At 54.0% G+C, this 12775-nt stretch carries 12 protein-coding genes; 10 read left to right on the forward strand and 2 right to left on the reverse strand.

Annotated elements, in window-relative coordinates:
• Window positions 1-2: 2 nt before the first annotated feature.
• The 8 genes from J5224_RS18480 to J5224_RS18515 all read left to right on the forward strand — a co-directional run bounded on the left by J5224_RS18480 (window position 3) and on the right by J5224_RS18515 (window position 4223).
• The gene (locus J5224_RS18480; protein WP_264626748.1) at window positions 3-407 is read left to right on the forward strand and encodes a DUF4279 domain-containing protein; all 405 of its coding nucleotides are present in this window, start codon (window positions 3-5) and stop codon (window positions 405-407) included.
• 164 nt (window positions 408-571) lie between these two features.
• Window positions 572-742 carry a VENN motif pre-toxin domain-containing protein gene (locus J5224_RS18485; protein ID WP_264626749.1) on the forward strand — a complete coding sequence of 57 codons (171 nt, stop codon included), beginning with the start codon at window positions 572-574 and terminating at the stop codon, window positions 740-742.
• The gene (locus J5224_RS18490) at window positions 714-1385 is read left to right on the forward strand and encodes a hypothetical protein (protein ID WP_264626750.1); all 672 of its coding nucleotides are present in this window, start codon (window positions 714-716) and stop codon (window positions 1383-1385) included. The genes J5224_RS18485 and J5224_RS18490 overlap by 29 nt, the downstream gene beginning before the upstream one ends.
• The gene (locus tag J5224_RS18495; protein WP_264626751.1) at window positions 1382-1741 is read left to right on the forward strand and encodes an immunity 8 family protein; all 360 of its coding nucleotides are present in this window, start codon (window positions 1382-1384) and stop codon (window positions 1739-1741) included. Before J5224_RS18490 ends, J5224_RS18495 begins: the two co-directional genes overlap by 4 nt.
• A gap of 117 nt (window positions 1742-1858) precedes the next feature.
• Window positions 1859-2269 carry a hypothetical protein gene (locus J5224_RS18500; protein WP_264626752.1) on the forward strand — a complete coding sequence of 137 codons (411 nt, stop codon included), beginning with the start codon at window positions 1859-1861 and terminating at the stop codon, window positions 2267-2269.
• A 144-nt stretch (window positions 2270-2413) separates the two neighbouring features.
• Window positions 2414-2692 carry a type II toxin-antitoxin system ParD family antitoxin gene (locus J5224_RS18505; RefSeq protein ID WP_264626753.1) on the forward strand — a complete coding sequence of 93 codons (279 nt, stop codon included), beginning with the start codon at window positions 2414-2416 and terminating at the stop codon, window positions 2690-2692.
• On the forward strand, window positions 2692-3012 hold the full coding sequence (locus J5224_RS18510; protein WP_264626754.1) for a type II toxin-antitoxin system RelE/ParE family toxin: 321 nt from the start codon (window positions 2692-2694) through the stop codon (window positions 3010-3012). Before J5224_RS18505 ends, J5224_RS18510 begins: the two co-directional genes overlap by 1 nt.
• Window positions 3013-3410: 398 nt before the next feature.
• A complete protein-coding gene (locus tag J5224_RS18515) occupies window positions 3411-4223 on the forward strand; it encodes a hypothetical protein (protein WP_264626755.1) in 813 nt (270 codons plus the stop codon).
• A 37-nt stretch (window positions 4224-4260) separates the two neighbouring features.
• On the opposite strand, the gene J5224_RS18520 is transcribed toward J5224_RS18515, so the two are convergent.
• A complete protein-coding gene (locus tag J5224_RS18520) occupies window positions 4261-4422 on the reverse strand; it encodes a hypothetical protein (RefSeq protein WP_264626756.1) in 162 nt (53 codons plus the stop codon).
• Window positions 4423-4510: 88 nt separating this feature from the next.
• On the opposite strand from J5224_RS18520, the gene J5224_RS18525 reads away from it, so the two are divergent.
• A complete protein-coding gene (locus J5224_RS18525) occupies window positions 4511-5539 on the forward strand; it encodes a Gfo/Idh/MocA family protein (RefSeq protein ID WP_264626757.1) in 1029 nt (342 codons plus the stop codon).
• 14 nt (window positions 5540-5553) lie between these two features.
• On the opposite strand, the gene J5224_RS18530 is transcribed toward J5224_RS18525, so the two are convergent.
• On the reverse strand, window positions 5554-6771 hold the full coding sequence (locus J5224_RS18530; protein WP_264626758.1) for an amidohydrolase: 1218 nt from the start codon (window positions 6769-6771) through the stop codon (window positions 5554-5556).
• A gap of 455 nt (window positions 6772-7226) precedes the next feature.
• On the opposite strand from J5224_RS18530, the gene J5224_RS18535 reads away from it, so the two are divergent.
• Window positions 7227-12775, forward strand: a 5549-nt coding sequence (locus tag J5224_RS18535) for a non-ribosomal peptide synthetase (RefSeq protein ID WP_264626759.1), incomplete at its 3' end; no start/stop codon positions are given.

Consider the following 12775-nt stretch of genomic DNA (forward strand, 5'->3'; position numbering starts at 1 on the left):
ATATGGATAAAACAACAGTAAAAGCAGAGTTTTCCATTTGTGGAGATGTCTTTGAACCCCATGAGATAACTAGCTTACTACAGATAGAGCCTATGGAGGTTCAGCTTAAGGGTATTATTAGTGGGACGAGGAAAAGGCCAAGCGCGGAGACCAGTTGGTCAATCTATACAGAGAAGGAAGAGTCTTATGATGTGGATGTGCAAACAAGAAAACTGCTGTCTTTATTAAGATGTAAAATTGATTCCTTGCAAAAAATAAAAGATAAATATGATGTTACGTTTATATTTTCCCTTTTAATAGAAGTAGAGAGTGGGGAAAAGCCAGCTATATATTGGTCAGCGGAAACGAACCGTTTTTTGGGATGTATTGGGGCTGAAAGTTCTATTGATTTATATATTTATAGTTAAATGAAATATGAAGCAGGAAAATATCAATCCTGGCCTTACTCCAGGATTTTATAGCTAATCCAATCCAATCCATGCCTTGACTAACCCACTAGATAATTAACGCGTTCGGTGCGGTTTCCGGCAAGGATGCGGGGGCGGGTGCGCTGGGTGCGGCGAGCGGTGAGTTGACCGCCGAGGTTATCCGCCAGAAGGTGTTCGATGGCAGAGACGTAAAAGATCTGTCCGAGAGCGAAAAGCAATCCCTCAGCGCGTTGTCGACGCTGGCAGCAGGTCTGGCATCGGGATTGGCATCAGGCAATACAGCGGATGGCGCGAGCGGTGCGGAATGCGGTTGAGAATAATACGCTGGGGATAAGCTGCGCGCATGAGCCGATGGCCTGTGCAAAGAATCCGTTGCTGGAAGGCGGTGTAGGCCCCAGAGGTCTGGCAGGGGGGGCGACAGCGGCGGGTGTGGGCGCAGTTGTGGGTGAAGCGCTGAACGGTGACAATGATAAAACCGCACAGGGTGGTGACCAGCCGAATGTGGGTAAAAATCTGAGTGAGGATGATAAAGCCGAACTGGGTGGAACAGGCGCGGGTACACCGGGTGGTTGGGGGCCAGAGGATGAGGAGAATGCACGCAAAAGTCAGAGTACCCAACCTAATGAATCTGATTCAGTTAATTCCCAGTCTCTTTCTGTAGCGGAAAAAATTGGTATATTGAGGGATGCTGCGAAGGGTAATAAAGGGAACTTTGGTTTATTTCAGTCAACAACTCAGGAAGCCAATGCTTTGGGTGAGTCTTGGGTTGGTCCAGGATACAGAATTTCTAAAGATGGAACTACGTGGGTCAGCCAGGACGGTTTAAGAACTTATCGTCCACCGACAGCAAAACCAAACAGTACACAGGCCACGACAGGGGTACAAGCGAACTTTGAACAGAAACTGACTCCAGGTGGGCGGCCAATAAGTAATGGGCATTTGGATATTACAAAATGAAAGTTGAACTGAAAGCGTTAAGATCTTTGGAGATTGAGGATAGCCTTATAAATTATTGGCCTGATGATCCTTTGAATTTTGGCAGTTGGATTCGTGCAATGATTGGACCTGATAACCAAGATGGTGCAGAATCTTTTGATATCTTAATTTGTACACCTCTTTGGCTTCAGACGGAGTTATCAACTAATAAGGTGTTATCAGGGAAAGGAGTTCTAATACTCAGCGAATATGATTATGACGAAGTCGTTAATTTTTTAGAAAAGCAGATTGCTATATGCCATTCTGAGAATTGGTCTGATGCGGCTCTTCGGTTGAGTAGAATCGGTTTTTGGGAATATGAAGATTACCAGCCTTAAGAACGATCCCGGCCTTCGCGCCGGGATCGTCGTTTTTACCGGTCAGGGCGACACCCCCGCGTTAAAACAAAAAAATCGTAGTCCCTCCGGTTTTTAGTACCATCGCTGGCGATGACGGTGCCTTCTGCACTGATGTCGCTTGGCAACAAAGGCAGCGCGTCGAGTACTACCTATGCGGCCGTCAGTGACGGCAGTCTGCTTATCCGCGACACGGCGAACCAACAGCAGGATGTGGCTACGCTGAGCCATGACGTAGAGCATGCCAACAATACTCTGAGTCCGATCTTTAACAAAGAGAAAGAGCAACAATGCCTGCGCCAGGCCCAGCTTATTGGGGAAATTGGCGGTCAGGTGATGGATATCGTGCGCACGGACAGTGAGCAGCGCGCACTGAAAGCGGCAGAGGATTCAGGAAAAGCGGGACCGCTCCCGGCAGAGGGTGCCAACGATAGGGATACCGATAAGCAGTGGGCGGAGTACAAGGCTAAACTGGCGGATACGCAAAGCTACACAGTAGCCAGTAAGTAATATCTGCGGTGCGGGGGATCCCGCTGCTCGATTGGGCCTGGCTGCTGGCTTGTGGGCGGATGAACAAATATCAACTTCATCACCTGACAATAATAAAAAAAATGGATATGATTAAATCCTACCTTGGCCGGAGGAAACATGAACATGAGAACGACACAACAGATGAGTATCACGCTGCCTAATGAGATGGCGGCACAGATAAAAGCACGAGTTGCCAGCGGTGAATATGCGTCAGAAAGTGAAGTCATCAGAGAAGGGTTGAGAGCATTAATGGCCCGGGACAGTGCTGTAGATAAATGGCTAAAAGAGCAGGTTATTCCTGCGTGGGAATCACTACAGCATGATGAAAGTAAAAGTCTTAGTGCAACTGACCTCAGAAACCGATTAAAGGTAGAACACAAAAAAGCAACAGGGGAAAAATAATGAGCTATAGGGTGAGGTTTGCGCCGGAAGCAGAAGAGCAGCTCACAAAACTCTACCGTTATATATCGCAAGCGACTTCACCCAATACTGCGCTCAGTTACACTGAAGGCGTGGTTGACTACTGTGAATCATTAGAGCAGTTCCCGCACAGAGGAAACCAACGTGATGATATCCTGTCTGGGCTACGAATCACCAACTATCGCAGCAAGACCGTTGTCGCCTTCATGGTAGAAGAAACAAAACAAATAGTTACTATCCTCGGTATATGGCATGGCGGTCAGGACTACGAGAGCCACTTGCATTCTGAAGGCACAAACTGAAAGCGCGTTGCTTCTGGTTGCGCCCTCTCTGCAATAAAGCACAAGGTCAGGTTAAATGGCGCTCGCGTCGCGCTGCGCTTCGTTGTTCCTTTCGGTCTCGCTTGCTTCCACCTCCTGCCCCGGTTCAGTGTGGTCATGCACAACGGTAATCTCCCAATAAACCCAACCCTTCATTTTTAGCGATCTTCCAACATACTGCTTATGCCCCTCGATGAGACCACCCTGCGTAAAGCTCAATTCCCAAAGTACCCAATCATCGTCGTTTTAAAGCCAACCTAAGCCAGACACTGCACAAAAGACGGCGCGCCGCAAAACAACGGTATACTAAAGCCATGTAGCGCATAATGCGCGTTGATTTACGCGCATCAAGAGCGTGAAAAAATGGACAAGGAGTTTCAATGAATTGGCAGCATGTGTTCTTCTCGGCGGCGGTTGCGCTGGTCGCGGCAAGCGTTCTCGCGCTGATGAGGAAAAAACAATGGATTGGTAAGACCACGGGGGTTGTTATCTTCGTCGCTGTGATTATCGGGTGGAATGTGATTGATACGGCGTACCTGATGCCGAATAAATCACGTTCACTGGAATTGCAATATGCGGAAGCATCAATGGCGAAACTGCCAATTTTTCAAACCATTAAGCAATATGCGCCGGATACCTATCAGACCCTCAAGGAAAAAGTGGTTGATGCTAAAGCCGAGGGTAAAGATCTTCAGCAGGCGATCGATCTGGTGCAGGCTGACTCATCGGCTTTTTTGCTGTCCCGTCTTTATTCTGCGCCTGATGACAAAGTTATCACCACGCTGAAAGTGATGCTGGAACAAGGTGAGAATATTCAACAACAGAGCGATGAGGCCTGTTTTAAATTTTTCTTTCCTTTTGTCAGCGGCGGGGTGAACCCGCTGACGCTGAATTCGACTGAGCTTATTCAGCGCCGAATGCGTGCCGACAGTGAATTAGTGGCGGCGTCGTATACCTCTCCTCGTGCTGCCGATAAACCGCGAGAAGATGCTGCTGCCGCCCAAGCGATACAACCGGTAATACAGCGGCTGTATGGGCAATATGGCGCTGATTTGCAAATGATTGCCGATCCTGCGGCAAAACAGGTTGATCGCAAAAAGGTCTGTGATATTACATTACAACTGTATCGCCATATTCTCGCACTGCCGCCACAACAGGCTGCGGCGGTGATCCGCAGTGTGCTTACGAACTAAATGTGCTTACCCGAGGAGAATCCCGGTGTAAGACACGTCAAATCTCAAAGCCCGGCGCGACGTCTTTTATCTGGCAGGCGTCGGGCTTCGGTGTGCCAGCAGGTATTGCCGTGCAATCGGGTTTAAACGGGTTCAGGGCATCACGGTTGAGATAAAGCAGTGACAACACGATGGCGATCAGCAGGAATTTTTTAGTCATAAGCAGGCTATTTTATTGAAGAACGCACAGTGTAAAGGCTTTTACTCACGCTGTCTTTCCGAAGTTCCCGTATCCTACCGGAGGTAATATGAGCGTCGAGAAACTGCGTTTTGCTGCAGTACAGCTAGAGCACAACCATATTTACGACATGTGCAGCCATTTGATTGGCGCAGGCGCGGAGCTGGTTGCAGTCTACGATCCTGATCCAATTAAGTGTGAACGCTTTGCCGCGCGTTTTCCTGATGTGGCGCTGGCGAGTAGCGTTGATGCGATTCTGACAAACCCAGCGATTCATCTGGTCGCTAGCGCGGCGGTGCCGGATGAACGTGCCGATCTGGGGCTGCGTGTCATGGCGGCAGGTAAAGACTATTTTACCGATAAACCGCCGCTGACCACGCTGGAACAGTTGGATGCGGTAAAAACCGCTGTGGTACAGACCGGACGCAAATATGCCGTTTATTTTAATGAGCATGTGGTGGTGGACAGTGTGTTGTACGCGGGTGAACTGGTGCGACAGGGGGCGATAGGGCGGGTTCTCCAGACCATCGGCGTTGGGCCGCATCGCGAACGCGGTGCTCGACCTGATTGGTTTTACCAGCGCCAACGCTACGGCGGCATTTTATGCGATATTGGTATTCATCAAATTGAGCAGTTCCTCTATTTTACCGGCAATACGGCGGCGAGCGTGATTGCCAGTCAGGTCGCCAATTACCAGCACCCGCACGCGCCTGAGTTCGAGGATTTTGGCGATGCCATGCTGCGCGGTGAAAATGGTGCCACAGGCTATTTTCGCTGCGACTGGTTTACACCCGACGGACTCAGCGCCTGGGGGGATGGACGCCTTACCATTTTGGGCACCGAAGGGTATATTGAACTGCGCAAATATGTCGATATCACCCGCGGCGAAAGCAACATTCTCTATCTGGTGAACAAGGATGGCGAGCAGCGCATCGCGACGGCGGGCAACGTCGAGCGGCGTTTTTTCCGCGAATTTGTGCAGGATTGCCTAAACCGCACCGAAAACGCCATGACGCAGCACTGGGTGTTCACCGTGACCGAATTGGCGCTACGCGCTCAGCGCATGGCGCAGCGAATTACCCCTGACGAGTGCGAATAATCGGCGAAACCCTATCACGCCGTTGTTGAGGTTGCCTGACTCGCCTCTGCCGTGTGTTGCTCTTGTGCCAACTGATGCAAGGCGGCTTCTGCCAGTGCTGCAAAATAGCGCGATGCGGGGTAGATAGCCGATTCATCAGGATTGAAGCCGGGATGGTGCAAGCCAAACGGGCTGCCAGAGCCGATACTGACAAACGTACCGGGGCAACCCTGTAAATAAAGCGCAAAATCTTCTCCCCCCATCTGCCGTTCTGCGGTTTCAACGTGGTAGCCGTGCTCCGCAGCCACCTGACGGCTGAAGTCGGCCCAAAATGGCGTATTGACCACCGAGGGCGGTCCGGGGTGCCACACCAGTTCGGCCTGCGCGCCCAGTGCGGCAGCGGTGCCGTGGATAATCTGGCGCATCATGTCTGGTACTTGTTCCCGTACCTGGGGGCTGTAGGTGCGCACCGTTCCTTCCAGTTCGACCGTTTGCGGTAACACATTCCAGGTATTACCACCTTCGATACGCGTTACGCTAACCACCAGCGATTCCAGTGAACTGACCCGGCGGCTGGGAAGCGTTTGGAGGGCGATGACAATATGGCTGGCGGCGATAATGCTGTCGATCCCTTCTTCAGGCTTGGCCGCGTGAGCCCCTTTACCGGAGATACGAATGGAAAATCTGTCGACGTTGGCGTAAAAGGCGCCCGAGCGCGTGGCAAATGTGCCGCTGGGTAACTCCGGTGCGTTGTGTAGGCCAAACACGGCGGAGACCGGTTGAAGCGCGCCTGCGCTAATCAGTTGTTTTGCACCGACGGAAACCTCTTCTGCCGGTTGAAACAGCATGCGCACGCGGCCCGGTAGTTGCGCTTCGCGGGCTTTTAGCAGCCCCGCTGCACCCAGCATCACCGCAGTATGAAAATCATGTCCGCACGCATGCATCACGCCAGAGTGCTGTGAACGGAAAGGGACATCGGTGTCTTCGACGATCGGTAACGCATCAATATCTGCGCGCAGCGCAACCACCGGCCCCGAAGATGCACCGATATCAGCGACAACGCCGGTTTTCAACGTAATGGGTAGGGGAGAGATCGACAGCTGTTCCAGCCAGCGGGTAATGCGTTGGGTGGTCTGAAACTCCTGCTCAGACAGTTCAGGAAATTGATGAAGTTCACGCCGCCATTCAATAACGCGACGTGCCAATGTATCAGTACTACAGGGTGCTTCTGGCGCAGGGTTACGGGTTGTCATCTCACTTCTCCCCATGGGTTTCCTGCTATCAACCGTAGCGGATCCCTTGACGCGAAATAAATATCGTCTGGTTATATTTTATGACTGTAAAGCAGAACGACCGCTGCCGCTCACTTTTCTCCGCCCGGTAAATAAAAGAAGAATAATGCGCCAGCTTATATTTTCCTGCGTATTTATACGTTGCGTATGAATATTTATTTCGCGACGGGAAAAGCTAACAAAAAGTGAGAAGTAGTCTCTGACTGAGGTGGAAAGTAGCAGATTTAAACAAGGTATTCCTGTTTTTTGAATGCAGAAATCTCAACGTTGCCGTTATTTTGGCTCAGCGCATAGATGAATGTCTTTTGGCATAGCTTATAAAACATGATCTTGGCCGCAATAAATAAACATCATAGGTCTCTGTCAGTGAGTCAAGCCGAAGTTGGACTTCGGCAAGCAAAAGGAGAGTGAACCAGATGGCCAAAAAGGATGCGCTGTTGATCCCTTTATTGAGCAGGATACTCGATGTTCCCGAAGCCGCATTACACGATGACAGTAATTTGATGCACCATGGCATGGACTCGATGCGCACCATGCGTGCCGCGACCGGGTTACGGCGCGAGGGGGTCGCCGTCACGTTCTCGGATTTTATTGATAAACGAACCGTAAAAGCGTGGTGTCAAGTGATATTGACTGCCGACGAGTTAGGCGCGGTTGCCGATGCTGATATTCAGCCGTGCGATACATCGGGGTTCGAACTTGCCACCATGCAGCACGCCTTTTGGATTGGGCGTAACGAGCGGCAGCAACTTGGGGGCGTAAGCGCCCATTTTTATGCTGAATTGGACGGCAAAGCACTCGATCCCAAACGGCTGGCGAGTGCGCTGAATCGGCTGATTCAACGGCATGACATGCTGCGGTTGCGTATCGATGAGGACGCGCGTCTGCACATTGCACCGGATAGCCCCTGTAAGCTACAGATCAATGATTTGCGCGAACTGTCTGCGGAGCAGTGTCATGCACGTTTGGAGGCGTTGCGTCAGCGCTATAGCCATCAGCAGTTAGATATCGCCAATGGCGAAACGCTGATGTTGGCGCTATCGCAACTGCCAACAGGAGACAGTCGGCTGCATATCGATGTGGATATGATCGCCGGTGATGCCGCGAGCCTGCGTATCCTGCTGCGTGAGCTGGCACAGGCTTATCGCCAACCGGATTATGCGTTACCGCCGTTGCGGTTAAGCTATCGTGACTACCAACAGCGCTGGCAAGAAAAACATCAACACCGCCGTGAGCAGGACCGATCGTGGTGGCAAAACCAGTTATCCCGCCTGGCGACATCGCCCACCTTGCCCCTTCAGCCTTCAGAGAAAATCGCACCGGTAACCGAAAGACGCTATCTGTGGTTAAACCCTACGCAGCAGCAGCAATTGACGACAATGAGTCACCAATCCGGGCTGAGTGTCCCGGTAGTGCTGGCAACACTCTTTGGCGAGTGCATTGGTCAATGGACCGGTGGTACCCCCTTTTTGTTGAATTTTCCGGTGTTTTCCCGCGATGAAGAGATAGAAGATGCCGATCGGCTGGTGGGGGATTTTTCCAGCTCGGTGTTGCTGAGTGTGGAGCCGGGGAGTGGCGCGAACGTTATCGAGCAGGCGCGTCAACTGCAAACCCAACTTCATCGGGCGCTGGCGCATACAGCGTGGAGTGGCGTTGATGTGTTACGCGATCTGTCACGGCAGCAACAGAGCAATACCATTCTGGCACCGGTGGTGTTTACCAGCGCATTGGCACTGGGCGATCTCTTTGAACCACACGTGCGCGAGACGTTGGGGGAGCCCGTGAGGTCTGTTTCGCAGGGACCGCAGGTGTTGATTGACGCACAGGCCACGGAATACCTGAACGGCATCATGCTGAACTGGGATGTGCGTACTGACAGGTTTGCCCACGGTGTGATCGACGCCATGTTTGAGGGGTTTCAGCAGCAGGTGTACGCGTTGCTCAGCGATATAGCCTGCTGGCAGCGCCCTCTGCCAACGCCAAAGCCGGTAACACCCTGGCCGCCGGAGGTTGCTGAAATTGTCAGTTCGCCGACGCTGCTGCACCGTTTCTTTATCCAAGCCGAGCGAGAACCCGATGCCATCGCATTGCAGTGGGGTGAGCACGGTGTGTTGCAGTACGGTGAATTGGCGCAAAATGCCTTGTGCATCGCGCATTTTCTTCAGGAGCAGGGCATCAAAACGGGTGACAGCGTTGCCATCAGCATGGGGAAAGGGCCTGAACAGGTTATGGCGGTATTAGGCACTTTGGCCGCGGGCGCAACGTACGTCCCCTGTGGGATTGATATTCCATTGGCGCGTCGCGAAGCCGTATACCGCTTGGCGAACGTGGCGCTGGTGCTTTGTGACTCCCGCAGTGCCTATCAGACTGTATGGCCGCCGGGTATTCCGGTATTTCCGCTGGTGCAAGGGTTGCAGGCGTTGCCGCTTGCGGCATCGGTCGAGGTGGATGAGCAGCAGGCGATGTATGTCATCTTTACCTCCGGCACCACCGGCGAACCGAAAGGCGTCGCGGTTTCGCACCGGGCGGTTGCTCATACGGTGGACGGCGTTGATGCGCATTTCACTGTCACACCCCGCGATTGTAGCATCACGCTATCGGCACTCGATTTCGATCTTTCTGCCTACGATATTTTTTCCTGCCTAAGCCGCGGTGCTCGGCTGGCCGTGGTTGAGGAACACCAACGCCGGGATGCCCATGAATGGCTGGCGCTGATTCAGCGCTATGATGTCAGCATCATCAGTTGTGTACCCGCGCTGTTGGAGATGATCCTCACGGCAGCCGAAGACGCGCCATTATCTTCTGCGCGGCTGGTTATGCTGGGGGGCGATCGCATTCCTGTGGCATTGGCGGAGCGCTGGTGGCGGTGCACGGCGGGAGCGCCCTTTGTCGGATTAGGTGGGATGACGGAAGCGGCAATTCACTCCACGCTTTTCGTGCTGCATGCCGACGATCCGCGCTGGACCACGGTGCCTTTCGGTTCGCCCTTACCCAACATGTATTGCCGTATTGTTGATGCTTTGGGGCGAGATTGCCCGCCCTGGGTAGCCGGTGAACTGTGGGTCAGCGGTCCGGGATTGGCACTGGGGTATCGCAACGATCCGAAGCGCACCGCAGAAAAGTTTGTTGAACACGCCGGGCGACGTTGGTACCGCAGCGGCGACCGCACACGCTATTGGCCCGATGGCACCATTGACTATCTCGGGCGTAATGACCAGCAGATTAAGATTCGCGGGCACCGTATCGAACCGGGTGAAGTGGAAGCGGCACTGATGCGCCATCCCGCCATTCATCGCGCCTGCGTGACGGTGGTCGAGCCTGCGGCCCGGCAACTCTGCGCCACACTGGTGACCGATGAAAATAACAGCGCCAGTGTCTGGCAAAGCGGGTTGCAATCGCTGCTACCAGGCTATGCCATTCCCGAACATTACGTAGTTGTGCCCGCGTTGCCGGTCACGGAAAACGGCAAGACAGACCGAGCGAGCGTAGAACGCCTCGCTGCCTCGCAGATTGCGCTGGCGCGCACTACGCGCAGCGTTCCCGAAAACGATATCGAACGGCAGGTTGCCGCGCTGTGGGCCACGCTGCTGAATGTTGACAGCGTCAGCCGTGAGGATAATTTTTTCGTTCTGGGGGGCGACAGCCTTATTGCCACGCGCTTGATTGCGGCGCTACGTGAACGGAAACTGAGCGCGCCGTTGCATGCCTTATTCACCTCACCTGAACTGCGCGATTTTTGTCATTACGTTCAAGCAGAAACCGCCGTTTCACTACCGACGCTGGTCGTCGACGAGGCCGGGCGCTATAAACCCTTCCCGCTCACTGACATTCAACGCGCTTTCTGGATTGGTCGCAACGAACAGATGACGCTGGGCGGCGTCGGCTCGCATTTTTATATTGAATTTGATGGCGAAGGACTGGATGTCGCGCGCCTCGAAACGGCCTGGCAACAGTTGATCACGCGCCACGCCATGCTGCGCGCGGTGGTAACCGACGCCGGGGAGCAGCAGGTGCTACCCGACACGCCGCCTTATTGTATTGAACGTCATACCGCTAGCGACGATGTCGAAGGGGTGTTGCAGGCTTGGCGCGATACGCTGTCGCACCGGGTTTACGATGTACGTAAGTGGCCGCTGTTTTCTATTCATGTAGTGGATTATCAGCAGGGGGGCGATGCGCGCCAACGGTTGATGGTCAGCCTCGACAGTATGATGTTCGATGGGCGTAGTATCATGATCCTGTTCTCCGAATGGGATGCCTTGTACCGCGATCCCCTAGCGGCATTGCCCGCGTTGCGTATCCACTATCGGGATTATCAATGCGGGCAGGCAGCGTATAGCGCAGCGCTGATGACGCAGGCGAAAGCCTACTGGCTGGAGCGACTAACGACGTTGCCCGCAGCGCCGGCTTTGCCGCTGGCGGTGAGGCCCGAGACGATGGCTAACCCTCGCTTCCAGCGCAGGCGCTATGTGTTGCCCGCTGAGTCATGGCAGCGCTTTATGTCGCAGGCGCAGCGCCATGGCATCACCGTCAGTGTGGCGCTGGCAGCGGCTTACGGTGAAGTGCTGGCGTTCTGGAGCAATCAGCCTGCTCTGGCGCTGAATTTTACGCTGTTCGATCGGCAGCCACTGCATCCCGATATCAACCGTGTCGTCGGGGATTTCGCCTCCATCCTGTTGCTCGGTTATGAAACCGCGCAGGGGAGTGATTTTCGTCAGGCGACCATGCAGTTGCAGCAGCAGGTGGGGGATGGATTAAGCCATCGGCAGTTCTCGGGGGTGAAAGCACTGCGTGAACTTGCCCGATATCACGGACAAAGCATGGCGACGATGCCCGTGGTGTTTACCAGCGTACTCGGGCTGGAAAAGAGTGCGTCGCTGGCGCTGTCGGAGGCGTTCCCACGCGCGCACTACACGCTGACGCAAACGCCGCAGGTGTGGCTCGATGCTAAAGTCAGCGAATCGCAAGGGTGTCTGCTGCTGGAGTGGGATGTAGTGGAAGCCCTGTTTCCTCCCGGCGTTATCGACAGTCTGTTTACCGCATACTGCCATCTGGTCGAAAGCTTGGTACAGGCGGACTGGTGCCAGCCGATTTCGCTGTCTCTCCCCGTCGAACAGCAGCGCCTGCGTGCGCAGATCAACCAAACGGCGATGGATTTCGGTGATACCAGAGCACCTTACCTGCGTATTTTTGCTCAGGCGCAGCGTGCCCCACAAGCGACAGCGCTGGTATGGGGCGATCATGGGGTGATGCACTACGGTGAGATGACGCGTCAGGCGCTGAGCGTGGCAGCGTATCTGGTGCAACAGGGTATACAGCCAGGTGACAAGGTGGCAATCACCCACTGCAAGGGGGCGGCGCAGATCGTCGGGGTGTTAGGGGTGCTGGCGGCGGGAGGCTGCTATGTCCCTTGCAGTATCGCGTTGCCGCTGGCACGTCGCGAGCAGATTTACCAGGCGGCACAGGTGCGCTGGGTTCTGACTGACGATATGAGCCTGACACACCTTGATTGGCCTGCCGCATTTCCCGTCGTGGCGCTCAGCACCGCGCTGGCCTGTGCCCCGTTGCAAGCACCTATTATCCAGCCCAGTTATGCACCAATCTACGTTATTTTTACCTCCGGTAGCACCGGCTCACCGAAAGGGGTGGTGGTGAGCCATGGTGCAGTTGCCAATACTATTGATGCTGTGGCCCGGCGTTTTGATCTCAGCATTAGCGATCGTTCCATTACGCTTTCTGCACTGGATTTTGATCTGTCGGCTTTTGATATTTTTGCCTTCCTCAGCATCGGTGCTTCTCTGGCAGTGGTCGAAGAGCCCCAGTGGCGCGATGCGGCCGCTTGGGTGGCGCTAATGGCACGTTGGCAGGTTAGCGTGGTCAGTGCCGTGCCTGCGCAAGTGGAAATGTTGACCATTGCGGCCCATGACCGTGGGTTGCCGCAGTCGCTGCGGCTGGTGATGGTGGG

The organism is Candidatus Symbiopectobacterium sp. NZEC135 (assembly GCF_025962695.1).